Here is a 25,786-nt window from a genome sequence, read left to right on the forward strand (position 1 = left end):
AAGCCCTGCAATTCCATTGCACTAACTCTAGTTTCTGTAAATATTTTAGCCACGAACCTGCCCATCCGTTCAGGCGGGTACACCAATAATGATGTATTGTTTTTATTTTTTATCGGCTATTTCACGAAACAGACGTTCAGTCTGCAAATTTAAAACTATGGTTTCCCAATCCATAGTGGTTTATTTTTTAGGACATGTATAATCTTGAATAGAGGTACTCGTGTTGCATACACTTTATGTCTAAAGCGGTATTGCAAACACCTAGCATATCTCGGTTGAGTTCTAAAATTTCTAAAGTAAGCGTTTCGATAAGTCCTTCTACATTATGAATTATGTGTTGCCCATCTGTCTGTCCCAGAGGCACAAGCTTTACGGCATTTGTAACCATCCCTACGGCTGCGTTGTACAGAAATGCACAAACCGCTTTCTCGGCATCAATTTTTAAAATTGACGTCACAATTCCGAAAATAACGGAATAATGACCTTGCATTTTCTTTTGTTCAATACGTTTATTAATTTCATTTAAAAATGGATCATCCAGTAAGGCAGCATATATTTTTATGAGGCGGATGCCCAATTTCTGACTGCCTTCACGGATTTCCAGCGGCGCTTTTAAGGCATTACATTCATTGTCCAGTTTTAGAATTTCATTTAAGTTTTTTTTCAGCGTGAAGTCGTAAGCCAGTTTAACCGCCAAACCATCGTTGAATTTATAGTTATTTTTCAACATGCTTTCTACAAAATCTTGAGTAGATGAAGCGTTTTTGACTAAATTTTGCTGCACATAGGTTTCTAAACCGTTGGAGTGCGAAAACCCGCCAATAGGCAGCGTAGGATCTGTAATGTGAAGTATTTTTATTAGTGATCCTAATGCTGTGGGTTGGACTGTGATCTTATTCATTTTCAATTTTCATTTATATAGTTACTGCTGTCTAAAAAATTAATTTTTCAGACAGCAGTGATTTATATGTATGCTACTCTTTGGTTGTTAATTCAAGAATTTTTGAAAAGAGTGAACTTCCCGATTTCCCGTGTTGATGAGGTTCTACGTTGGCCTTTAGCATATTGAGCAATTTGCAATTAGTTTTTGTGACCTCATAGCCAGTGGCTATGAGTAGGCGTTCCAATGGTTTTTCGTAAGGAATAAGCACGTGATCGCCCTGAATAAAAAGTGGCAAGTGTTTGTTGCCTATTTCATAACAGACCGTTCCCATTTCGTAAATAGAGCGCGGCGTGACTTGGATGGCATCACAGGGTAAAATATTCACGACTACAACCTTATCAGCATCTTCATAGACAATGTCACCTTCTTTAAGCCGTGTGCCTTCCTTTAAAAACTTGATAACAACCTCTTGGTTTCCTTCAGACCGCTTGCGCATAATGCGCTTAGTAGTCTCAAACCATTGCAAGTTAAGTGCATCTTTAGTTTTGGTACCAATAGGACGTGTTTTTACATTACCAATAACTTCTTTACAAATCATAGATTAATTTTAAAAATAGATACTGTTAAAAAAGAAAGTATAGCTGCCCTAAAGGAACTACCTCAAGCGGATCGCAGGTAATAACTTTGCCGTCTATGGTCACTTCATAATTTTCAGGGTTGACCTCTATATTTGGCGTTGCATCGTTGTGAATCATATCTTTTTTTCCCACTGTTCTACAACCTTTAACCGCTAACATCTCCTTATTAACACCGTATTTTTCTGCGATATTGTTGTCGATTCCTGCTTGAGAAACAAAAGTTACAGAGGTTTTGTGAACCGCTCTACCATAGGCGCCAAACATGTTTCGCATGATAACGGGTTGCGGTGTAGGGATGGCTGCGTTAGGATCTCCCATTTTACTGGCTACAATCATACCTCCCTTAATCACCATTTCTGGTTTTGCACCAAAAAATGCAGGTTTCCACAATACCAAATCGGCCATTTTTCCAGGTTCAATAGAACCTACGTGTTGTGCAATACCATGAGAAAGTGCTGGATTAATTGTGTACTTAGCAACATATCTTTTTGCTCTAAAGTTGTCTGCTTCAATTTCTTTGTCTTCTTCTAAGAAACCACGTTGTAACTTGTTTTTATGGGCGGTTTGCCATGTTCTGGTAACAACTTCACCAATTCTTCCCATTGCTTGGGAATCTGAACTCATCATACTAAACACCCCTAAATCGTGCAGAATATCCTCTGCAGCCATGGTTTCTTTTCGAATTCTAGAATCGGCAAAAGCAACATCCTCAGGGATGGATTTACTTAAGTGGTGCGCTACCATGAGCATATCTAAATGCTCGTCAATAGTGTTGATCGTGAAAGGCCTTGTTGGGTTGGTAGAACTCGGCAAAACATTTGGATATGATGCAATTTTCATGATATCTGGCGCGTGTCCACCCCCGGCTCCTTCTGTATGAAAAGAGTGAATTGTTCTTCCATCTATGGCTCGAACGGTATCTTCCAAAAAGCCAGATTCGTTTAAGGTGTCAGAATGTATAGCAATCTGAACATCATATTCATCAGCAACGGTAAGTGCTTTGTCTATTGTGGAAGGCGTGGATCCCCAATCTTCATGAAGTTTAAGGCCAAGGGCACCTGCTTCAATTTGTTCTTTCAAAGGTTCTAAGGAACTACAGTTTCCTTTACCGAAAAACCCAAAGTTCATTGGAAAATTATCTGTAGATTGAATCAGTTTCTCCAAAAACCAAGAACCGGGAGTTACTGTGGTAGCATTACTACCATCTGCAGGGCCAGTACCTCCGCCTATCAAGGTGGTTAAACCACTAAACAGGGCATGATCTATTTGCTGGGGACATATGTAATGGATATGGGCATCAACTCCTCCAGCGGTTAAAATATGGCCTGCACCCGAATGAGCCTCTGTAGATGCGCCAATAATCATATTTTCTGAAACTCCGTCCATAGTGTCTGGATTTCCAGCCTTACCAACGCCCACAATTTTTCCATCCTTAATACCCACATCACCTTTTACAATACCCCAATGATCAAGGACTATGACGTTTAGGATTACAAAGTCGAGAACACCTTCATCCCTTGTTCTGGTGGATGATTGTGACATCCCATCTCTTACGGTTTTACCCCCGCCGAACATGCTTTCTTCGCCGTACTGCCCACTATTATAATCCTTTTCTATTTGGATAAACAATTCGGTATCGCCCAAGCGTATTTTATCGCCTAACGTAGGTCCATAAATATTCGCGTATTTTATTCTATCTACTTTGAAACTCATGACTTTTTGTTTTTAAAATTTTCAGATTCCATTTTTTTCATGGCTTTTTCTAGACTCCCTTTTGAAGTGGTGTCTCCTTGAGTCAAGTCACTACCTCCATAAGCCTTTCTACTACCGCTCAGATCGATTAGTTGCACCTCGGTTGATTCGCCTGGTTCAAAACGCATAGCGGTCCCTGCCAAGATATCCAATCGCTTTCCAAAGGCTTTTTCACGGTCAAAAGAAATCATTCTATTAACTTCAAAAAAATGATAGTGAGAACCTACCTGTACAGGTCGGTCCCCCGTATTGGTCACTTTTATGCTAATACTTTCGTGATTGGCATTACAAACTATTTGTTCTTCTTTTAAAATATATTCTCCTGGTATCATAGTCTATTGAGATAAATTAACGAATAGGGTTGGTAACGGTTACCAGCTTTGTTCCATCTGGGAAAGTGGCTTCTATTTGTACATCGGAAATCATTTCAGGTACACCTTCCATAACGTCTTCCCTTGAAAGAAAGGTAGCGCCTATTTGCATCAGTTCAGCTACGCGCTTGCCATCACGTGCTAACTCATGCAGTCTTGCGCTAATCAGTGCAATAGATTCTGGATAATTTAGTTTAACACCTCTTGCTAGTCGTTTTTCGGCTAGTTCGCCAGCCAAAAAGAGCATGAGTTTTTCTGTTTCTCTTGAGGTTAGTTTCATAATTGTTTAGTTTTCTTAAATGTATTAAAACTTATCTGTAATATGTTGATTTATATTCTTAAGATATTTTTTTCATTGTTAAGTTAAGATGGACTCTATCTTCAAAAATCAATAGATTTACATAAGATCATTGTAAAGCCCTCTGTCAATCCATCCGTTTATTCCAAGCTTTTTGGTTCGGTTTTCACGCCACGCAGCTTATTCAGAAAACTTGTATGCAGGCCATTTTGGTAGGCTACGGCGGCCAAAACAATAACGATGCCTATGGCCTGCAGTAAAGAAATGGTCTCTCCACTAGTATAAGGCGCCACAAGAACAGTGGTGATAGGGCTTAAAAGCAGCAATCCCGCAACAATAGTAGGATCTAAATTGACAGAACCTATCTGAACAAACACCCATGCCAATGCGTGACCAATTACGGCCAAAGCAATCATCCACCACCAGTTAGCAGCGGTAATCATATCACCAGATAACACCTCTGGATTCATTGGTAATTTACCATCAGCTAACACCCCTTGGGTGACATTCCAACCGTCAGGTGAAAGAAAAATCATTGTAAAAGCTTGAGGGATCAGCTGTGCTAAAAACACCCACATTAAGGGTTGGATGTACACACCAGGGTTGAGCGTGCCAGACTTTCTACTTGTATAAAGATAAATGCCATAACAAAGACCGGATAGTGTGCCTAATAATGTGCCTACAACAGCAATAGGGCTGCCCCATATTGAAGCTGGTCCTTCTATAGGATCACCATCAAAAACACCTCCTGTTAATACAATTCCAAAAATCATTATGGGAACTAAAACCCAAAAACTTTTCTTAGGCTTAAATTTATCAAAGCTCATTGCCAATAGCGGCATCACAATAATTTGTAAGTTCAGTAATACTGAAGATATGCCAGCACCAACAAAGAATATGGCATAATTCCACGCCGTCATATCTATACCCAGAAAGATACCTGCTAAAATTGCCAATAGAATCCCGTTTTTATTGAGTTTTCCTTTCTTTTTTATCTCCCAATAGGCAAAGGGGACTAAAGTAATAAAACCTATCAAACAACGCAGGAATGCATTGGTTACAGGCTCAAAATTAGCTTCTTTAACCATAATGGCAGAAAAGGCCAAGGCTAATATGCCAATCATTATGATAGTGTATGCTATGGATTTACTGATGGGTTTAATTGTTTTTGACATAAGTGTGTTTATTTGTTAAAATTAACTGTGAATAAAATGTAGATGGTAAAATTTAATCCTATTTTTCATTAGTGTCCGATAAAGAATTAAGATCCTGCCTCGCCGGCAGGCAGGCGCTGGGTTTATAGTCCCGATAACTAATGGGAAATGAACAACGTTTTGATTGTAACTGAACGATAAAAAGTAGTTACTCTAAATTAAATTTGCTTAATTACTCTAAAGTGAAATTGGTTTCAAAATCAAGGTGTCAAATTTAAATTCTCGATCCAGATCATGCTCTAAGGGGGTTGCAAACTTTTAACCTGTTTTACCGGACCTTGATCCTGTTTTTTAATAAAATCATTTAACTAGGTTCTTGCCCCGTATTGTATATACCAATTTAATTAATAATTATAGTAGGCGTAAAATAGCTTAACTGCTATATATCTGAACAATAAGACACTTTCGCTATTATGACATTCTCTAGCTTTATTTTTGACATGATCTATTTATTTAAAAATCTCATCACAAAACTAAATGTTTGATAACCAATGAAATATGGTCTATGTCATACCTATATAAATTTATAATCTACTATCAGGAGTTACCAATGGTAAAACTATCTAGACATGGGAGGAATGAATTGGTCTATTTATGATAAATCATGATCCAAGCTTGGCGGTCATCGCTGTTTAAATAAGATGTTTACTTCAACATTCTAAAAACTATAACCCATTGCTAAACCATAATTAAGAGACTCAGTTTTACCAAAATCAAAATTGACCGCTGGTCCATAGGATAATTTCCAAACATGAAAGTCATAACCCACACCTACTCGAAATAAAAAACTAGCCTTCTTTTTAGCTTCATGCCCCATAGCATGTTCTTCTGCAAAGGCAACTAGGGGAGCAGCACTAAATTTTAGTCCTTTAAAAGGATGAACAATTACCGCTATGCCAGCTAAAATTTCTTCGGATTCCGTTAGAATAAGTTCTCCTAATACACCCAACCCAATGAGTTTGGAAAGCCTGTATTCGTAATCTAATCCAACGGTATATGCTGTAGTGTTGTGCGTAAAATTTGATGTAGCACCATTAAACAGCGCAATATGATGTTGGCCTGAGCGAGTTTGAGACAGTGGTTCATTTATTTTATCATTTAGCTGAGCATAACTTTGGGTATGGCCTAATGTAAAGCAAAATAATATTAGAAGTAAATTACTTAATCTCATATGCATGGTATTTGAAATTTAATAAAATTATACTAATCTTTTACTGTTCTGTCTTCGAATAAGAAGATGTGTTCAAATTTTTTTTAAATCGTCTTCATACGTATATGATGACATGGGGTTATAGTAAAGATAAGTGGAATCCGGTTTGGTTTTACAAATCGAGTGTGTTTTATGGAACTGTTATTATGATACCGGGATTGGTAACCGTTTAATTATGAGAAAATTGAATCTTTTAGATTCCATTTGTGTACTGCCCTATCATCTTAATTGCACAGGTTCAATACTTATCTTAAGTTTTTAGGTCTAGCAAATGGGTTTACAATTTTGCACATTCTATACTGATTTTTTTAGGAATGATAACATTAGAAACCTCTAAAACGGTTTGATTGGTATATGGAAATACATTCATTCTCATTTTTTATAAGTCGCACAACCATAGTGCGCATGAATACTATTGAAAATAGTTTTTAAATTAAGTTTTTTCAACTCGTGTATCAATCTTTACCGATAATTTTAATGACAATTACAAATTCTTCTCTTCCCGTGATCCGTTTTATATCTCCAGCAAATTCTCATATGAATTACATCTCGAAAAGTTGAATATGTTTTTGGAAGAGCGTGTTTTTAAATGTTTTTCTGGTTATGCTCAAACCCATTAAAAAGGGTAATGACGATGAGCTGTTTTTCATTTCAAATGAGTTCATTGGAATTCAACATTTGGGAAATAAAAATTTTCATTATGTCATTTAGAGACTTATTTTGGTTTTTAAATCAGATTATGTCTATAATGAGTTTTCTAGAAGATAATCGGAAGAGGTGGTGGAGGTTAATACTGTTTTACATAGAACAGAAATCATCTATTTCATATACACGGTTAAACCAAATGATTTTAGTGCCTTATAGCAGTGTAGCAAAACACCAAGGAGCACTTTAGCTCTACTACAATAGCTTGGCTAAGCAGGTTTAATTTAAGTTATTTTAAAGCAAAAATCCCCGTAAACGTCAAGTTTCCGGGGATTTTTTTGTGGAGTCGGAGAGAGCACTTTTGTCAAAAACAGCATTTTGCCTCAACACGCATAAACAGGACAAATATAGTTTAATTCCAATAACAACAAGGGTTTAAAGCTTGTCTTTGTTTTTGGATGTGTTAGTAAGTATTTGATTTAGTTTGAATACAGCCGTACAAACACCGTACAAATTCATTATATTTGTATTGTTCAAATACTTCATACAATGGCAACAGTTAATTTTTTATTCCGATCCACTAAAGAAAACGCACCTCTTAATTTAAGATTGTTATTTCGTCACAATGACAAAGACCACGTTTTAGGCACAAAGACAAATTTCGAGGTTTCAAAAACGCATTGGCATAATTATCATGTACCAGATAAGATCACTAAAAAGATTAAAGGATCAAAAAACCTTGAAATAAGCAACAGGCAACAGGAAGTGAACACCGAACTCAATAAGATTGAAAACCACATTTTAAAGGCGTTTGATGAAGCCGACATAAACGAGGTTACAAAAGATTGGTTAAAACTTCAAGTTGATTTGTTTTACAACCCACCCAAAAAGAACGCTGAAATACCTACAAATCTAATCGACTACATTGATTTTTATATTGAGTATCGTAAACACGAAATAAAACCCACCTCAACAAAAAAATATAATGTTATAAAAAGCAAGTTAGATCGTATGCAGACCGAACGCAAACGACCAATTTTAATACAGGATATTAACGATAATTTTAAGAATGAATTTGTAGCCTATCAAAAATCTAAAGGTTACGCACAAAATACAATACAAAGAGAGTTAGTATTTGTAAAAACGTTTTGTAAACACGCCCGTTTTTTAGGTTTAGAAACAGACCCGCAGTTAGACAGTTTGAGAGTTGACAAAGCAAAGGCAGAAAAAATCTATCTTACATTTGACGAATTGGAAGCCATAGAAAAACAAGGCTTTGAACACGACTATTTAGATAATGCGCGGGATTGGTTAATTATTAGTTGTTATACAGGCCAAAGAGTTTCTGACTTTTTACGCTTTACCAAAGACATGGTACGTATTGAAAACGGGAAAAGCTTATTAGAGTTTAGGCAAACGAAAACCAATAAGTTAATGACATTACCAATTCATAAGAAAGTAATGCAGATACTTAAAAAGAGAAACGGCAATTTTCCCCGCTCAATCTCAGATCAAAAGTATAACGATTATATTAAGGAGGTTTGCAAGATTACAGGCTTAAACGACACGCCCAGTCTAACGGAATTAATACAGGGTAGTAAGTTAGTGGAAACAGAAAACGGCTATCGTAAAGTATCGGCAAAGTATGAAAAGTTTGATTTGGTTACTTCGCATATTGGTAGACGCTCACTAGCCAGTAATTTTTATGGAACTATTCCAACCACTTATTTAATATACATAACAGGCCATAGTACAGAGGTTTCCTTTCTTAATTATATTGGAAAAAGCAATAAAGATTTAGCAATGGAAATAAGTAACTATTTTAATTAACACCATAAAGAGTAATGAATACGTCATACATAGCAATAATATTTGGAGGTTTAAGCCCAGATAATGTCGATACGATTTATAATAAGCGACTGCAGAAATATTATTTTGACCATAGTAAAGAGGTAAAATTTAAGCCCGATGCTGACGGTATCTTTATTTTGGAATATGACACACAAGGAAACATTATAAATGCTGAATTTGACAAAATCTATAAAACAGGCGTTTCAATACCTGAAAATGACTTTATAAAACACCAATTAAATTCTGTTGATAAAGTTGATTTAAAGGGATTAAAGCAACAGCATAAAGCATTATTAAACTTTTACAAAGATTATTTAGTATTGCGTATGAATACTACAAGCGAACCGCCAAAAAAAGAAATTGAAGCCGTTGAGGTTAAACAAGCCGATAAACCCATAAAAAGTAAAAAAGATAACGTATGGTTTAAAGTTGGGGTTTTGTTTGCGAATGGTACAATGGATAAGTATTGGAATGACAATAAAACAGGTATAAAAGACGAGTTTACAAATCCTAAGATCACAAAAGAAGTAGGAGTTAAGGGGGGGTTAAAATACATTACAGGAACTTTTAACGGTTATAGTAATGACGGTAAAAATGGAGATAAAAATATATTTAACGATTCAAAAAAAGTCAATTTAATTATAGATCACTTAAAAGAACACAGTATTGAAATTGCACAATCCTTTATAGACAAGGTGCAAACGGAAACAAACATTTAAAAAACAGTACTAAAGACAGTACCGTACTGCAAAAAAGTACCAAAGAGTACTACTCAAATTGCTTATGAATTTAAAAACATAAGTTAAGATGAACACAGTACAATTTTTTCAAACAACACCCGAACAATTAGTTGATCTAATTACACAGGGCGTAAAAATCCAACTTCAAGAGTTTAAAAGGAACCTCAACAGCGAGCAAGCTAATGACGATCTTTTAACACGTGAAGAAACGTGTAAATTCCTATCTATTGACAGCAGTACTTTATGGGCGTGGACTAATAAAGGCAAAGTTAAGGCGTACGGTATCGGATCACGTAGATACTACAAAAGAGCTGAACTTTTAGAGAGTTTAATTCCTTTAAAAAAATAGCGTTATGTCAAGGAGAAAACATAACGCTAAAAGCTTTTTGAATAATAGTACAAAGGCACAAGATAAGAAAATTTACATTGACTTTGTTAGAAAAACAGTACTAACAAAGCTTAATGTTTCCTATTCAGAGTTAAAAAGAACCCACTCACAAGACCGCATTTTCTTTTTAGCATTACAACACGTAACGGCAACAAAAAAGGCTATTTGCACCGCTTTTGATTTAGAGGTTGAAAGACAATGCAGAAACAAACGAGATTTTGAAAAAAGTGGTCAGTTAGTCCAGACTTTAAAACGTCATAAATGTAAATTTACAGGCGAACCCGCTCACTACCTAACGACCGACAAAAGCAAGTTTAACGAGATACTTTGTAATTTTAAGAGATGACAACGGACGGCACTACAAAAGCCGTCCAGATCATTGATTTAAGTGTAGATGTTAAACATAGTTTTTCAAAATTTAATATAGATTTTGATAAGCCTTACTTTTCAGAGGTGGAGCCATACTATACGGACAAACGACCAAACGGTCATTTTGGCATTCTACAAATACATTCCTTAAATCAAAAATTGGATAGGCTTAACGGTTATAAGTCTAACGGTAAAAAAGACAACGCACCCGCATTTCTGAAAGGAATTTATAACGGTGGTACAAGTGGCGTAAATTGTGTTATTCCTGCGGGTTTTTTGTTTTTTGATATTGATGTAAAAGACAACGAAAACGCACACTTAAAATGTGGTTTAAAAAATGCACAAGCTTTTGAGATTATAAAAAAATATTCTCTTTTAATATGGCGGTCAAATTCGGGTTTAGGTATTGCGGGTTTGTTATACGTTCCGCAATTAAAAGACGTTGATCACAGTAATTCAAAGCTACATTTAAACATTGGAAAAGCCATAACGGATGCTTTAGCTAACGAATTAAAAACGCAAAATATAATTGTTTCTTTTGATGAAGCACAAAGTAAGTTTAGGCAAATAAGGTTTTTAGCCGAACAAAAAGAACAACGCAGTTTTAACCCTTTACCCGCATTATTTGAATACAGCATAACAGAAACACCTCGCATTTATCATAATGGCGTTAAAGCGTACAGAAATGCAGATTTTAGCCCTATTGATGGAAGTATAGAACACCAATACAACCAAAGAAACAAAATACAAGATGTTTTGCGGGATTGTCATTTTGAGAATGTAAACGGCAACAGATGGAAGCACCCACGCACCACAAGCGGAAATTCGGGTTTTGTTGATGAGGTTAAAAATATCTTCTTAAACTTTAGTGGTAGTTTTTCGGGCAAGGGTGGTTTTAGTCCGTTCCGTTTAGCTTGTTACTATCTTCATAATGACAATAAACAAGTGTTTGAAAAGACTTTAACAGCGCAAGGCTACAAAGTTATTGAGCCAACTAAAGAAGCCGTTAAAACTGCTGAAATGGCACTAAGCAAAAGAACAAAGCGAAGCGATAAAGATATTTTTTCAATCTGTGACAACTTACAGAATTTGCCATACTGTGAAAAGTTAGATTTCATTAATAAGAACTGCAAAAGTGAAGCGGAACGCCCCTTGTTTTTTGAGTATCTGAAAATTAAAAGCTTATTAATTTCTTATGATAAAACTATAAAGATTGAAAAGTATGTAAGTGAAGCGTTTAGCGAGATTCTGAAATACACAGACCAACACAAAAAAGTAATTGTTAGAGCAGAAACAGGAACAGGCAAAACATTTTCTGTTATAACGGAATTTACCAAACAGCGACCAGACCACAGATGTTTGATAATAGCACCTTTGACCGTAATAGTTGACCAAACTAAAAAAGAACATAATATAACAGGGCTTACAGGACAAAGCCGACCATTAGAACACATGGAAGCCTTAACGGCAAATATTGTAATAGCTACACAGGAACAGGCAATAAAGCACCTAAGTAATGGCAATACATTTGACTACATTGTTATTGATGAAATGCACAACTTTTTAACTGCAAACAGTTACAAACGTGAACTTTTGGCAGAATTAACCTTTTTAATCAAAGACAAAAAAGTCATAGGCTTAACGGCAACACCTAACGAGGTTTTTAAAAACATCGGTTACAGACTCTTATCAGTAGAAAAACACGCTCAAAAGCGCACTAAAGTAATTCAGAGGTCCAGTAATTTACCCGCTTTTAGGATTATTTTAGAACATGAAAAGACCGTAAAGCAAAAGACTGTTTATCGCTTGAACTCAAAAAGTACTTTGGAAGACATAAAAGCCGAATTAATAGCAAACGGATTAAATGAAAGTGATATTTTTTTAATCTATTCAGAAAAGCACATAAAAGATTCACGCAGGTTTAAAGGAATGGTTAACGATCAACAATTTCCCGCAGATGCAAAGGTCATTTTAACGACTGCGATAATAGATGAGGGTTTAAATATCTATCAAAACGATTTTAGTGATGTAGTTTTTATAGATGACCAATTCACACCACGTACAGAAAGTTTAAAGCAATTTTACGCACGTTTTAGGAATGATGACGAAAACAGGATTAACTACCATTACAGAAAGTTTAAGAAAGACCAGACAGTCAATAAATGGAATTGGCAATGGAATTATAACAAGCGATTAAAAAACTTGATTGATGAGGTTAACGGAATGGACGATTTTAATTCATTTAATGACCTCGCAAATGATAGTGATTTTTATTACAAAGACCATACAGTCAATAAATATTATTTAGGCTTTTCAGTTACGGAACAATTTTTTGAACGGCTTACAGTAAGTGAAAACAATGAGTATTTAAGACTAAACTATAATTTAGATATTGAAGTTGATAACATAGAATTTGAAAGTAGTATTTCAACAGACCGAACAAAAGTAAGCAACAATAAAAAACACGGAATAATTTATAAAAGATGGATTATTGAAGATGAAAAGGAAGCGATTAAAAAGATAGTTAAAAAACATACTAGTAAGCCAAAGTTAAAAAGAAGCATTCAAACCGATTCTTTCTTTATCGTTGATGACGAAAACCCATTAACTAAAGATGTGTGTTTCTACCTATCGGATTTTGAACGGTTAATTTTGGAAACTGAAAAGCTGAATTTATTAACGGAACAACCTGCAGACGAAATTTTATTTGAAGATGAAAAACTAAGAAATAAGCAAACTTATAATCGTTGGATCCAGAGATTAGAAAATCAAAGCCTTATGGTAAGCCCGAAAACAAAGTACGATTATAAGAACAGGCAAAAGGTCTTGAACTTTGTAAATGAAGCTATCAAATTAAAACATTTTCAGATGCGAGATTTATTAAAGATTTGGCAGAAACAAAGAGTTTCAAGTGTGAGAGGTTATAAGAACTTTTATTTGCTGGATTTGTTAGAAGATAATATTGACGATTCCTTGAAAATAATCGAAAATAAAAAAGATAAAACATTCAGTTTTGAATACAACTTTTAACGCACTTTTTACAAACTTTTTGCACGTGTTTTAACTTTGTATAGAAATGCCTAAAATACTAATGTTTATAAGGGTTACAAGGTGCTAAAGTACTCTTTATAATCCCTTAGTAAGAGTAAAAGAGTTTAGCACCATTATTTTTAAGTTTTTGGCTTGTGTTTTTCATCTTACTATAGTTAAAATCTATCGTTTTAAAATTGTTGATAAGTTTTTGTAATACGCGATCAAAAACAGGGGTTAAAACATTGGTTATCATTATCTTTAAGTATGGATAAATACGAAAATATCGAACATTCATTTAACGAGTTATTACTCGATGCTGACATAGCCCAAAGAATTGATTTGTTCAAAGTAATGTCAAAACAGATATTTCCAGCCTTAACAAATTCAGCGTTAATGATTGGGCAAAAAGTAGAATTGTTTAAACATGATTGAAACCTGCAAACAACAGGATAAAAACAGGAACGAATGAAAACAGAAACACAATTTAAAAAAGGTCAATCGGGTAACCCTAAAGGCAGACCAAAGGGAAAATCCAACAAGACCACGCAAGAAATTAAAGATTTGATGCAGTCTTTTCTTGAAAGCAAGATTGATGAACTGGATGAGGTTTACGATCAGTTAGAGCCAAAGGATAAGATCAACGCCATGATTAAAATGTTACCTTATTTAGTACCTAAACAGTTGCAAATGGATTTAAATGCTACCCATACACAGAACGTGAAATATGATTTCAGTCAATTATCAGATGACGAACTGCATAAGTTTTTAGAATTAACAGAAAAAATTAACCCTAATTAAAATACAATAATGAAGACAATAAAAAAGTATAAACTTTGGATTGATGAACATAGTGCAAATTCAGCCGTTCGCAGCAAAGAACAAGAACTAAAAAAGATTAATTCGGGGCTTCCAACAGTTTTAAGATTCTTTGATAATGAATTAAGCGATCAAGAAATAAGAGAATTGAAAGACTATAATAGTATAGTTGATAAATTAAGACCTCAATTTCCACACCCAAGCGCAAAGGATGACGTTAACTTTCAACTATTGGGAAAAGAAATAAACGGTTTAAAGGATGCTTCTTTAATCCTTAAATTTATTAATGAAGATTATCTAATAAAAAACGGTAAAGTTGAAATTTCTCCTTTATGGTATGATGCCAATATAGAACGATTCACAACCTATACAAAAAATGAAAATGAGATTGAAGCGTATGAATATTCTATTCAATTAGCCGAACTTTTACAAAATGGAATAAAAAAAGGATACATTTCAAAAGAGATTAAAGGCGGAATTAATAAAGTTATGCAATTTCTTTATTTAAATGAAGATGACAGTTATACTATACAAGTTGGTAGATTACAGCAGGCAGGACAACGAGCCGAAGCAATCAAGATAAAAGCCGATAAACTTAAGAAAACTGCATAAACAAATAGTAATATAATGGAAATAACACCTAAAGGCAGACCTAAAAACAGTAAAAATAAAGCGACCGCAGAAATTCGGGAACGGTTTAGGGAATTAGTAGAATGTAACCTTTCTACGTTACAGGACGATCTTGACAGTTTACAACCAATCGAACGTTTAACGATAATTATTCAAATGGCTAAATTTGTACTTCCAACTTTAAAGACTATGGATTTAAACGCAACTGGCGAAAACATTATAACATCTATAACTAGAACAATAGTTGATGAACCTAAAAAGATAATTTAGTTTTTAAAACTTTAATTTATCTATAAAATAAGTAGTTTTTTTTGGGCGAACCCGTTTACATTCTTGACATTGATGTAGGCGGGTTTTTTGTTTGCAATAGATAAAAAAAAATGATTTTGTGATCAACTTTTATAAAGTGGAAATAATGCAAAAAAGAGGTTAAAAATAATTTACCGTACATAAACCGTACAAATTTGTACATAAAAAAACCGTAAACATCTAATTTATAAGTGTTTACGGTTTGCCTTAGTGGAGTCGGAGAGAATCGAACTCTCGTCCAAACAAGTTACTAAAGGGCCTTCTACACGCTTATTCTTTTCTTGGGTTTTCGATTGCAAGCTGGTTAAAGACAACCCACTTACAACTTATCTTCTTTAGTTTCAAGAGCAAATCAAAGCGCTTCACTCTCTATGTCAACATTTACGATGTCTCTGAGCTGACCGCCGCTGACCAGGGCTTTCAAGAGACATTTAGCTTCCCTACCTAGTAGAGATTAGCACATCCTACTGTAATTCGGATTATGCAGCTAAAGCGTAGTTATTCTCGCCGTTTAAAAGTTTGAAATAGTCTTTTACGTGTTTCAATTTCATTACACGACGTGCTTACCGTTCAATAAATCTCGCTGTCAAAACCAGTCGACCCCATTTATTAAAAGTGTACTATTTCTTTTGTGTTAGGCATAATAAAAAGCCCAAAACACAAAGGCGGTTGCAAAGTTATCAAAAAGTTTCTTTTAATCTTGTAACCTGCCCATTTTATTTCAAAAAGTATGCCATTATAGGAAGTTGCTACCCACGGAAAGACTAGTTTCGAAGGTAATAAAATTTTCCTCAATTATTTCTAAGTTAAAACTTTTTTGGGATAGTATAGTATTATAAATAGCTAATTTAATACAAGGTAATCTAGGCCAGATCAACTAATTTTGCCGTCTTCAATTATCAATTTACAATCTTCATGACTAAACCTCGAATTGCCCTTGCTGTTGGGATCATCTGTATTTCTATTTTTCCAATTTTGGTAAAGTTGAATTTGACTCCAGGGTTGATTTCTGCCTTTTATAGGATGGCCATTGCTTCGGTGATATTGGTGCCTTATGTCATCATTACAAAACAATTTAAAGTCACCTCAACTAAAGCATTTTGGTTGGCGGTTATTTGTGGGGTCGTTTTTGGCCTAGACGTAGGAGTTTGGAATATCGCCATTCAACAGTCTACCGCCACACAAGCCACTTTACTGACCAATCTGTCGCCAGTTTGGGTGGGGATCGGTGCGTTTTTATTTCTCAAGGATAAACCCAAGCAGAATTTCTGGATTGGCACCGTTGTAGCCATTATCGGGATGGTGCTCTTAGTGGGCTTTGATCTTTTTTTGAATTTCGACTTTAACTTGGCTTTCATCTTTGGCATTTTATCCGGGATGTTATACGCTATTTATATGCTGACCAGCAAACGGATTTTGGGAGAATTGCAGGTCCTGACTTTTATGACCATTAGTTTAGTCTCCTCAGTAGTGGCGCTTGGAATTTTAAGTTATCTCTTAGGAGAACCTTTTGGCGGATTTTCGACCAATGGATGGTTGGTGCTGGCCATTCAGGGCATCGTCTGCCAACTCTTGGCTTGGTTGCTCATCAGTTTTGCAACCAAACACATGCGTGCCACACGGGTGTCAGTGAGTTTATTGGGGCAAGCGGTATTGGCCTCTATTTTGGCTTGGTGGTTGCTCGATGAGCAAATTTCGCTACAAATGGTTATTGGTGGCTTTGTTTTACTGTTAGGCATTCGCCTCACATTTTATGAAAAAGCATTCTTAAAATCCACCCCAAAATCCCCGAAAAATATTGAGGAAGTTTAAGGTGCCGTCAGCTATTCCCAAGGAAATACAGTGTTAATAGTTGAAAATTTTTGTACTGCGGATGATTATTGGGTAGAGTAAAACAGTCTCTTAGGACATCTTATAAATATTTTAGTAAGTAAAATTTTGCTAAAGCTTGCAAATCCACTTATTTTCGTGGCGCTTGTTTTTTTTAGAAATTCTATGGATGCGTTTGATTCCATTCTAAAAAGGAACATCTAGCACTTACAACCTATTTATAACCTGCATTGTCAATGAAATTTGCCATCATCAAAGAACGTAAGAATCCACCCGACAGACGTGTCGTATTTTCCCCAGAAAAATTAGCGGAAGCTAGAATGCAATTTCCCGAAGCGGAGTTTATTGTGGAAGCTAGTGAATTGAGGATATTCCCTGACGCTGCCTATCGCGCCCTTGGATTTGAAGTCACAGAAGATGTGTCTGCTGCTGATGTGATGCTTGGAGTAAAGGAAGTTCCCATTGCGGGGCTGATTCCCAATAAAAAATACTTTTTCTTTTCGCATACCATAAAAAAGCAACCCTACAACAGAGGATTGCTTCAAGCTGTTCTTGAACATAATATTGAACTTTATGACCACGAAACCATAGTAAAAAAGAGCGGAGCCCGACTCATTGGCTTTGGGCGTTATGCAGGCTTGGTGGGGGCCTATAATGGTTTTAGGGGTCTGGGTTTACGGGATAATCTTTTTGAATTGCCCAAAGTAGAAACACTTTCGGATTTGCAGGCGGTCAAAGAGGAACTGGATAAAATTACAATTCCCAATATTAAGATTCTTCTTTCCGGAACCGGAAAAGTGGCGTATGGTGCCAAGGAAATTTTAGACCATCTTCAAATTAAAGAGGTGAGTGATGCACTTTATCTTACTTCCGAGTTTTCAGAACCCGTGTATTGCATGGTAGATGTCATGGAGTACAACAAGCGTAAAGACGGAAAGGTGGGGAATAAGCAGCAGTTTTACAAGGACCCAACCGGGTATGAAAGTAATTTTATGGCTTATGCCAAAACGTCGGACTTGTTTATAGCGGGCCATTTTTACGGAAATAACGCACCTTATTTGTTTACACGTGAGGATGCAAAATCGGCCGAATTCAGAATTAATTTCATCGCCGACATCAGTTGCGATATTGACGGGCCCGTGGCGTCAACCATCCGGCCGTCGACCATTGCAGAACCTTTTTATGGTTATGACGCGCAACAGGAAAAAGAAGTGGCTTTTGGAGCCGAAAATTCCATTAGTGTGATGGCGGTAGATAATTTACCTTGTGAACTCCCTAAAGATGCCAGTGAAGGGTTTGGAGATATGTTTCTCGAAAATGTACTTCCAGCGTTTTTTAATGATGATGAACGGGGCATTCTTAAACGTGCTAAGGTCACCTCTAAACGGCGCCTTACTGAAAGGTTCAGTTATTTGGAGGAGTATGTAAAAGGTCAATAAAACACAAAAAGCCCGAATTCAATGTTCAGGCTTTTTTATGAATCATTCGGCGTATTATGATTTTAAAATGGCAATCATAATATCCATTTCATTGACTAGCTTTTCGTTGGAACCGCTATAGCCTACCGATTTAAATTTCATGCGTCCATCAGGACCAATAATCACTTTGGTTGGTATTCCTGAAATATCATATTTGCTCGCCACTTCAAAATCTCTACTGTTTTCAATGGCAGGATCATAGATCACGTGAAAATCATAATTGTTGCTTTTAATAAAGTCTTCCACCATTTTTTCTCGGTTTACACCTTTTTCAAAGGTATCTACAAATAAAAGGATCACGTTATCATCGTCTTTATATTTAGTCACCACTTCCTGCATTCCTGGAAAGGACGCCTTACACGGGCCGCACCAGGTCGCCCAGAAGTCTAAAATAACAGTTTTCCCTTTTTGTTCTGCCAAAGACACCGTCTTGCCTTGCATATCTTTTAAGCTGAATGCTGGGGCTTCTTCATCGAGCATGGATTTTTTAATGGCGGCAAATTGTGTATTGTAAGCTTCTTTTTCAAAAGCGTTAAGCTGCTCATTCACATCTTTAGCCTCAGGGTTGATTTTCAGATAGGCCGTTTTGTAAGCTTCTTTAATTTTAGCGTTGCCGTGTCCTAACTTTAAGTAGGTTTCCGCTTTAGTCACCACCTTCTCGTATTGTTGGTCGGCCATTAAAAATTCTACATAACGTGCATTCCCATCAACATCCTGTAATTTTGGATGCTGTGCTTTTTCTTGATAGGCAATGGCATCAGCGACCTTGCCCTGTTTAAATAGTATTAATGCATACGTGTCAGCATACATGCGGTACTGGTTGTCTAGCCCTTGAATATGTTGCTTTTTAGTCAGATAGTTGGGTTTGTCTTTTGGATCTTTTTGTAGGCCGGCAATCAGATCTAATGATTTCTTAGACATGGTTTCCGCTTGTGTGAGTGTTTCGCCTTTTTCAGCCATTGGCCAAGCCAAACTATTGTAGGTTGCCGCTTTGCGACTATCGTCCTGAATTTTGGATAGGTAAGTTTCAAAGTGTTCCATATCCTTATTTTTAAAATACTCATTCGCTAAAATTTCCGCCATATAGTTCCCTATATTGTCTAACTTGGATAGTACCGTTTCATATTTTTTAAAGAGTTCTGTTTTTTTTGCTAAATCAGTTTCTTTCTGAAATTGGTCAAAAATGTCAAATCTGGCAGTAGAGCCATTTGGATATTTTTTAATAATCACTGTTTTTAAGGAATCAATTTTAGATTCTTCTCCCATTAACGAATAGGAATTTACGACTGAGGTGTATTCTTTTTCAGTGAGATCTGATTTTTTAAGAATGGAAGTCGTGTAGGCATCAATTAACTTTTCACCTTCGGCTTTATCATTTTTATAGGCCATTTCAAAATAAGCCGTATTCCAATCACTTTGAAGTTCTGGATGGGCCGTGATATCTGATTTTATATTCTCAAAAGCGACCTTGGCGTCCGTTTTAATGCCATAATTGCTGCCATTTTGAAGTGCATATTTGGCGGTGGCAGCCTTGCTACCTGGTAAGACTGACCCATCTTTCGTGTAGAGTGGTAGAAAATAGCCTTTCGCCTCATTGTGGTCATACGAGCCATCAACTTGTATTATAAATGAGAGCGCAACGGCCGAATCCGGAATCTTTATTGAACTTTTCTGCTCCCCATTTGCTTCTGAAAAGTCAATGTCTACAGGATAATAGGTGTCTCCTACCATATAACTGTAGAAGCCTTCAAGCTCTTGATCAGTCCTATACGTGAGGTCAATCTCATCTCCGGGCACGGGTTGTGCTTTAGAAATGGTGAGTGGGCCCATGGTGAGAAGCGCGGCTTCTTTTTTAGCTTCCTGTTTACAGGAACATAGCACCATAAACATCAAAAATGGATAGGTATAAATTTTTTTCATGTGGTCTTATTAAATTAATAAAGACCTAAAATAAAGAAATTACGCGCAATATGTGTAGTGATGATTGATGTATTCTTAAGGTCTACAAAAAAATAGTGGTTTTTTGTTAGATACGCACTGTAGCCTATGACTCAATAAGATGAATACCTTGAGACCTGAATATAGATTTAAAATAGGGTCACTTCTATAAGATGAGCGTAACAATTAGCTTGTTGCTCTCCCGCTTCGTTATCAAAAGAAAGCCTGCTATTCGATGTGTATTTTTTCACCCAAATATTTAGGTTGCACATTAAATACCACATCCGCGGCAGCTTTACTTCGGGCTAAATATTCCCTAAATCGTGTCTTAAAGCCGTAGCGGTTGCTCACATCCTTGGCATTAAATGCAATCGCATTAATGTTAAAATGTTTGGCCAAATAAATGGCACGCTCGTTATGGAATTGTTGCGAAATAATGGTGAATGTAGAGAGGCCAAAGACTTCTTTTGCCCGGACCACAGAATCTAAAGTCCTAAAGCCAGCAAAGTCTAAGAAAATTCGGTTTCCAGGAATACCTCTGGCCACGAGGTCGTCTTTAAAGGTTGAAGGCTCGTTGTAATTGCTGCTGCCATTATCACCACTAACCAAAATGTAATCTATTTTTCCCGCTTTAAAAAGCGCTACGGCCGCATCAATACGGTAGGCGTAATAGTGATTAATGGTTCCCGAGCTCACATATTTGCTGGTGCCCAGTAGCAAGCCTACCTTGTTTTTAGGAATGGAGGAGGTATCGTTATACATCTGATCCTGCGCTTTAGAGACCATCCAATAGTTGGTAGCCACAACTCCAATAATGAGCAGTGTTAACAGTAGGAGCAGGGCTTTAATCAGTTTCTTAACCATCGCATTTATTACAGGTAAAGTGTTATAAGTAAGTTTATCTCAGGGGATGTGAGTAAGTCGTATTTTCAATAGCTTAAAATACGCTCCAACAAACTAACGGTTTTAGATTACAATTCGCGAGATACGACATAGTTTTGAAATGCCAGTCCTTTAATGTTCTTTTTCTGCTTTTTATCGACTTCGTAGTAATGGGAGTCAAAAAAATCGAGGGCATTGATGCTGATGTGTGCTTTGATCACATCAAAACCATTAATCGACACTCGAGATTCCATAATACGCAGCAATTTGGAACCCACGGTGCGTCTCAGATAGGTTTTGCTAACATAAAGACCTTCCAATTCGTAGCCGTTGTTTAAATACGAAAATCCTACAATTTGATTTTTGACCTCGGCCACAATAAAGTACAGCTGTTCAATGCGTTCTTTCCAAACATCTAAGTCATCAGCACCCGAAGCCCAAACCTCAATCTGTTTCTCAGTGTAAAATTTAGTGTTGATATGGCGTACCGTGTCTCTAAAAAGTGAGGTAATTTCTGCTAAATCTTCTAGTGTTGCTTGTCTAATTTGTATCATAGTTATACTCTAAATATGCCACCAATGCTAAAAATGCTTTCGGCGAAGAAAAAATGTTGTGATGCACTATCGCTAGTGTTTGGTGTAGTTCTAATATCACCCATATTAATAAAGCCTCCTTTAAGATCGCCTTGAATAAAAAGGTGTTTAAAGAAGGTCAAGTTTAATCCTGCACTTGCAGAAACCCCAAAGCCCGAGACGTGAAAAGCGTCGTAACGTTGGTCATTAAAAAGTGTCGCGTTGGTTTTTGGGTATAACACACCAGCGCTAAATCCTTCGGTCATATTGAGTTGAATCTTATCTGTATTATTTAGGCTGAATAGCGAAGAGATATCGTCAAATCTCGCAATACCAGCATAAATATAATTCAATCCATCAGTATGCTCAAACTGCAAAAAAGCTTCAGATACTTTAAAATTTTCCTGATCATAAACGCCGTTGTAAATGGACCCCACATGTTCTGATGGCAAATCAATATAGCCGTCCAAGACTCTGTGTCGGTTAGAGGACATCACATATTTCATATGATCTAAACCTAAAGATACGGTGTAATGGTCAGAAATAAAATACCCCAATTTAAAATTTGTCTGCGGATTGGTCAAACGCTTAGGATTGATATAATCTATATGCCAACCTTTCGGTTTATCGTGCGCTGTGGCGTTATTAATGGTGAATTTATAGTCGTTGCCTTCAAAAGTAATATCAGAATTTGAATATTTGGCCCTGTTGCCACCCCAACTCATAAAAAACTTACCTTTATTAGATGCTGTATAGCGGTCTGTTTGAATGTGGTCTTGGGAGTAGGCGTTAAAAGTGAGCAAAAAAAGGAGTGCACCAACTATAGGTGTTATCATTTTATGAAACATGTATTGGTGTTTTACAACGTGTTGACTACTTTTCTAATAGCCACAAGGTTTCTGAGCAGGTGTTCTAAATTATCTAAGTGGAGCATGTTGGCGCCATCACTTTTGGCATTTGCCGGATCAAAGTGGGTTTCTATAAAAAGTCCGTCAACGTTATTAACAATGCCCGCTCTGGCTATGGTTTCAATCATATCAGGACGGCCGCCAGTAACACCAATGCTCTGATTAGGTTGTTGTAGGGAATGGGTCACGTCTAACACCGTTGGGGCGTACTGACGCATGGTAGGAATGCCTCTAAAATCGACAATCATATCTTGGTAGCCAAACATGGTGCCTCTGTCTGTAATCCAAGCTTTTTCATTGCCTGCATCTTTTACTTTTTGCACGGCGTGCTTCATGGCTTCTGGACTCATAAACTGGCCTTTTTTAAGGTTGACAACTTTTCCGGTTTCTGCTGCCGCAATTACCAAATCCGTTTGTCTTACTAAAAAAGCCGGAATTTGTAGTACATCTACATATTCCGCAGCCATGGCCGCATCAGAGATTTCATGAATATCGGTTACGGTAGGAACATCAAAAGTTTCAGAAACTTTACGTAAAATTCTAAGTGCCTTTTCATCTCCTATCCCAGTAAAACTGTCAATCCTGCTGCGATTCGCTTTTTTAAAACTGCCTTTAAAAATATAAGGAATTTGCAAATCATTAGTAATTCGCACTACTTTTTCAGCAATTCGCAATGCCATATCTTCCCCTTCAATAGCGCAAGGGCCACAGAGTAAAAAGAAATTATCAGCTGTTGTATGTTTTAATTTAGGAACGTCGTTAAGAGTCATGTGCTATGTATTATGAGAATGCAAAGTTACGGAAATAATGTTTGAAGCGCTATCCAGACTATTGTGTTTTTCTATAGTTGGGTTAAGGTCTTGCTATATTATATTTGATGGGATATCTACACTTTTATGGTTGAATACATCACTTAGGAATTAACTTAATTGTATAGATTTTCCTTTAATCAGCTTATTTTAGAGCATTCCTTTTATCCGGAGAGGTTTTTTATAGACTATGACGACGAATGCTATCACCTAAAAATTGGCGTTGAACCGCGCAATAAAACCCTAAAATTATGTGCTTCAATAAATTGTGAAGGGCTTGCTGAGTAGGAAAATTTTTATAGGATTAGAAAAAAAATCAAAATTCGGAGCTTAGGGTAAGGGCATGTAAAAAAAAAATAACGTACATTTGCACGCTGAAAAATGGCACCATATATATGGCAAAGATAAAAAATATTGCAATTATTGCACACGTTGACCACGGAAAAACTACGTTGGTTGACAAAATTATGTACCACTGTAAAACGTTTCGTGAGAACGAAAACACAGGTGATTTAATTCTTGATAATAACGATTTGGAGCGTGAAAGAGGTATTACCATTACTTCTAAAAACGTTTCCGTAATTTATAAGGATACAAAAATTAACGTTATTGATACTCCTGGTCACGCGGATTTTGGCGGTGAAGTTGAACGTGTATTGAATATGGCTGATGGCGTTTTGCTATTGGTTGATGCTTTTGAAGGACCAATGCCACAAACGCGTTTTGTGCTTCAAAAAGCCCTTGATTTAGGTTTGAAACCTTGCGTGGTTATCAATAAAGTTGATAAAGAAAACTGTACTCCAGAAGAAGTTCATGAATCTGTTTTTGATTTAATGTTCGAATTGGGTGCGGAAGAGTGGCAGTTAGATTTCCCAACGGTATACGGTTCTGCAAAGAACAATTGGATGAGTACCGATTGGAAAAAACCAACCGATTCTCTTGAGCCATTGTTAGATATGGTGATTGAGCATATCCCTTCTCATAAAGTAGTAGAAGGAACGACTCAAATGTTGATTACATCTTTAGATTTCTCTTCATTTACGGGTAGAATCGCCATTGGACGTTTACAACGTGGCATTCTAAAAACAGGAATGAACATTTCTTTAGTGAAACGCGATGGTAAAGTCGTGAAATCTAAAATTAAAGAACTTCACGTTTTTGAAGGTGTGGGTCGTAGAAAGGTTGAAGAAGTTCAAGCTGGAGATATTTGTGCTTTGGTGGGATTGGAAGGATTTGAAATTGGTGATACTGTTGCCGATTTTGAAAACCCAGAAGGTTTACAAACAATCGCAATTGATGAGCCTACAATGAGTATGTTATTTACCATTAACGATTCTCCGTTTTTTGGTAAAGATGGAAAATTTGTAACCTCTCGTCATATCAAAGACCGCTTGACTAAAGAACTTGAGAAAAACTTAGCATTACGGGTTAATCCAACGGATAGTGCTGATAAATTCATGGTATTTGGTCGTGGAGTATTGCATTTATCTGTATTGATAGAAACAATGCGTCGTGAAGGTTACGAACTTCAAATTGGACAACCACAAGTAATCATTAAAGAAATTGATGGTGTTAAATGTGAGCCAATTGAAGAAATGACCATTGATTTACCAGAATCTGTTTCAGGTAAGGCTATTGAAATGGTAACGATGCGCAAAGGTGAAATGTTAAGCATGGAAGCTAAAGGTGAACGTATGGTATGTAAATTCCTGATTCCATCTCGTGGTATCATCGGTTTACGTAACCAATTGTTGACCGCTACTGCTGGTGAAGCTATTATGTCTCATCGTTTTACTGAATACCAACCGCTTAAAGGTGGTATCCCAGAACGTCAAAATGGATCTTTAGTGTCTATGGAGAAAGGGCAAGCAATTCCGTATTCTATAGATAAATTACAAGATCGTGGGAAGTTTTTTATCGATCCGGGTGAAGATATTTACGAAGGTCAGGTTATTGGAGAAAACTCCCGTAGCGATGATATGGCGGTAAACGTTACAAAAACTAAGAAATTGAGTAACGTCCGTTCTTCAGGTGCTGATGATAAAGCGCGAATTGTACCAGCAATTAAGTTTTCATTGGAAGAAGCGTTGGAGTACATCCAGAAAGATGAGTATGTTGAGGTTACACCAAACCATATTCGTTTACGTAAAATCTACCTAACGGAAGTAGAACGTAAAAGAAACAAAAATAGCTAGAATTTTTTTAGCGCACTATATAAAAGG

Annotated in this window: 23 protein-coding genes and 1 other RNA gene; 11 read left to right on the forward strand and 13 right to left on the reverse strand. The window is 36.4% G+C overall.

Annotated features, from left to right (window positions below):
- Positions 1–187 precede the first annotated feature (187 nt).
- The 7 genes from ES711_RS00870 to ES711_RS00900 form a co-directional block, all read right to left on the reverse strand.
- A complete protein-coding gene (locus ES711_RS00870) occupies positions 188–901 on the reverse strand; it encodes an urease accessory protein UreF (protein WP_146888599.1) in 714 nt (237 codons plus the stop codon).
- A 73-nt stretch (positions 902–974) separates the two neighbouring features.
- Complete coding sequence (gene ureE, locus ES711_RS00875) at positions 975–1,481, reverse strand: urease accessory protein UreE (RefSeq protein WP_146888602.1); 507 nt, start codon at positions 1,479–1,481, stop codon at positions 975–977.
- 25 nt (positions 1,482–1,506) lie between these two features.
- Positions 1,507–3,234, reverse strand: coding sequence for an urease subunit alpha (gene ureC / locus ES711_RS00880; protein WP_146888604.1), 1,728 nt, complete (start codon positions 3,232–3,234; stop codon positions 1,507–1,509).
- Complete coding sequence (locus ES711_RS00885) at positions 3,231–3,605, reverse strand: urease subunit beta (RefSeq protein WP_146888607.1); 375 nt, start codon at positions 3,603–3,605, stop codon at positions 3,231–3,233. Before ES711_RS00885 ends, ureC begins: the two co-directional genes overlap by 4 nt.
- A 16-nt stretch (positions 3,606–3,621) precedes the next feature.
- Positions 3,622–3,924 carry an urease subunit gamma gene (ureA, locus tag ES711_RS00890; protein ID WP_146888610.1) on the reverse strand — a complete coding sequence of 101 codons (303 nt, stop codon included), beginning with the start codon at positions 3,922–3,924 and terminating at the stop codon, positions 3,622–3,624.
- A 158-nt stretch (positions 3,925–4,082) separates the two neighbouring features.
- Complete coding sequence (locus ES711_RS00895; protein WP_146888613.1) at positions 4,083–5,117, reverse strand: DMT family transporter; 1,035 nt, start codon at positions 5,115–5,117, stop codon at positions 4,083–4,085.
- A gap of 697 nt (positions 5,118–5,814) precedes the next feature.
- Positions 5,815–6,327: a hypothetical protein gene (locus tag ES711_RS00900; protein WP_146888616.1), complete on the reverse strand. Its 513-nt coding sequence runs from the start codon at positions 6,325–6,327 to the stop codon at positions 5,815–5,817.
- 1,233 nt (positions 6,328–7,560) lie between these two features.
- Here ES711_RS00900 and ES711_RS00905 point away from each other — a divergent pair.
- The 8 genes from ES711_RS00905 to ES711_RS00940 all read left to right on the forward strand — a co-directional run bounded on the left by ES711_RS00905 (position 7,561) and on the right by ES711_RS00940 (position 15,108).
- Positions 7,561–8,841: a tyrosine-type recombinase/integrase gene (locus tag ES711_RS00905; protein WP_146888619.1), complete on the forward strand. Its 1,281-nt coding sequence runs from the start codon at positions 7,561–7,563 to the stop codon at positions 8,839–8,841.
- A gap of 14 nt (positions 8,842–8,855) precedes the next feature.
- Complete coding sequence (locus ES711_RS00910) at positions 8,856–9,581, forward strand: hypothetical protein (protein WP_146888622.1); 726 nt, start codon at positions 8,856–8,858, stop codon at positions 9,579–9,581.
- 88 nt (positions 9,582–9,669) lie between these two features.
- Positions 9,670–9,951: a helix-turn-helix domain-containing protein gene (locus tag ES711_RS00915; protein ID WP_146888625.1), complete on the forward strand. Its 282-nt coding sequence runs from the start codon at positions 9,670–9,672 to the stop codon at positions 9,949–9,951.
- 4 nt (positions 9,952–9,955) lie between these two features.
- On the forward strand, positions 9,956–10,336 hold the full coding sequence (locus ES711_RS00920) for a hypothetical protein (protein ID WP_146888628.1): 381 nt from the start codon (positions 9,956–9,958) through the stop codon (positions 10,334–10,336).
- The gene (locus ES711_RS00925) at positions 10,333–13,389 is read left to right on the forward strand and encodes a DEAD/DEAH box helicase family protein (protein WP_146888631.1); all 3,057 of its coding nucleotides are present in this window, start codon (positions 10,333–10,335) and stop codon (positions 13,387–13,389) included. The genes ES711_RS00920 and ES711_RS00925 overlap by 4 nt, the downstream gene beginning before the upstream one ends.
- 468 nt (positions 13,390–13,857) lie before the next feature.
- Positions 13,858–14,190 carry a DUF5681 domain-containing protein gene (locus ES711_RS00930; RefSeq protein WP_146888634.1) on the forward strand — a complete coding sequence of 111 codons (333 nt, stop codon included), beginning with the start codon at positions 13,858–13,860 and terminating at the stop codon, positions 14,188–14,190.
- A gap of 9 nt (positions 14,191–14,199) precedes the next feature.
- On the forward strand, positions 14,200–14,820 hold the full coding sequence (locus ES711_RS00935) for a hypothetical protein (protein ID WP_146888637.1): 621 nt from the start codon (positions 14,200–14,202) through the stop codon (positions 14,818–14,820).
- 15 nt (positions 14,821–14,835) lie between these two features.
- Positions 14,836–15,108, forward strand: a complete 273-nt coding sequence (locus ES711_RS00940; protein WP_146888640.1) for a hypothetical protein — start codon at positions 14,836–14,838, stop codon at positions 15,106–15,108.
- Positions 15,109–15,355: 247 nt separating this feature from the next.
- On the opposite strand, the gene ssrA is transcribed toward ES711_RS00940, so the two are convergent.
- Positions 15,356–15,751: a transfer-messenger RNA gene (ssrA, locus tag ES711_RS00945) on the reverse strand.
- 311 nt (positions 15,752–16,062) lie between these two features.
- Here ssrA and ES711_RS00950 point away from each other — a divergent pair.
- Positions 16,063–16,959 (forward strand): DMT family transporter, encoded by an 897-nt coding sequence (locus ES711_RS00950; RefSeq protein ID WP_146888643.1) that lies wholly within the window; start codon positions 16,063–16,065, stop codon positions 16,957–16,959.
- Between the two features lie 254 nt (positions 16,960–17,213).
- On the forward strand, positions 17,214–18,416 hold the full coding sequence (locus ES711_RS00955) for an NAD(P)-dependent oxidoreductase (RefSeq protein WP_146888646.1): 1,203 nt from the start codon (positions 17,214–17,216) through the stop codon (positions 18,414–18,416).
- A gap of 54 nt (positions 18,417–18,470) precedes the next feature.
- Here the strand turns inward: ES711_RS00955 and ES711_RS00960 are convergent, their stop codons facing one another.
- The 5 genes from ES711_RS00960 to kdsA all read right to left on the reverse strand — a co-directional run bounded on the left by ES711_RS00960 (position 18,471) and on the right by kdsA (position 23,525).
- Complete coding sequence (locus ES711_RS00960) at positions 18,471–20,375, reverse strand: TlpA family protein disulfide reductase (protein WP_146888649.1); 1,905 nt, start codon at positions 20,373–20,375, stop codon at positions 18,471–18,473.
- Between the two features lie 246 nt (positions 20,376–20,621).
- A complete protein-coding gene (locus tag ES711_RS00965) occupies positions 20,622–21,257 on the reverse strand; it encodes a SanA/YdcF family protein (RefSeq protein WP_211363038.1) in 636 nt (211 codons plus the stop codon).
- 107 nt (positions 21,258–21,364) lie between these two features.
- Positions 21,365–21,829 (reverse strand): GNAT family N-acetyltransferase, encoded by a 465-nt coding sequence (locus ES711_RS00970; protein WP_146888652.1) that lies wholly within the window; start codon positions 21,827–21,829, stop codon positions 21,365–21,367.
- Positions 21,830–21,831: 2 nt separating this feature from the next.
- Positions 21,832–22,695 carry a hypothetical protein gene (locus tag ES711_RS00975; protein WP_246139097.1) on the reverse strand — a complete coding sequence of 288 codons (864 nt, stop codon included), beginning with the start codon at positions 22,693–22,695 and terminating at the stop codon, positions 21,832–21,834.
- Between the two features lie 11 nt (positions 22,696–22,706).
- Positions 22,707–23,525 (reverse strand): 3-deoxy-8-phosphooctulonate synthase, encoded by an 819-nt coding sequence (gene kdsA, locus ES711_RS00980; RefSeq protein WP_146888655.1) that lies wholly within the window; start codon positions 23,523–23,525, stop codon positions 22,707–22,709.
- 434 nt (positions 23,526–23,959) lie between these two features.
- Here kdsA and typA point away from each other — a divergent pair, with 434 nt between their 5' ends.
- Positions 23,960–25,759 (forward strand): translational GTPase TypA, encoded by a 1,800-nt coding sequence (typA, locus tag ES711_RS00985; RefSeq protein WP_146888658.1) that lies wholly within the window; start codon positions 23,960–23,962, stop codon positions 25,757–25,759.
- Positions 25,760–25,786 lie beyond the last annotated feature (27 nt).

The organism is Gelidibacter salicanalis (genome assembly GCF_007997285.1).
In the GTDB taxonomy this organism is placed as follows: domain Bacteria; phylum Bacteroidota; class Bacteroidia; order Flavobacteriales; family Flavobacteriaceae; genus Gelidibacter; species Gelidibacter salicanalis.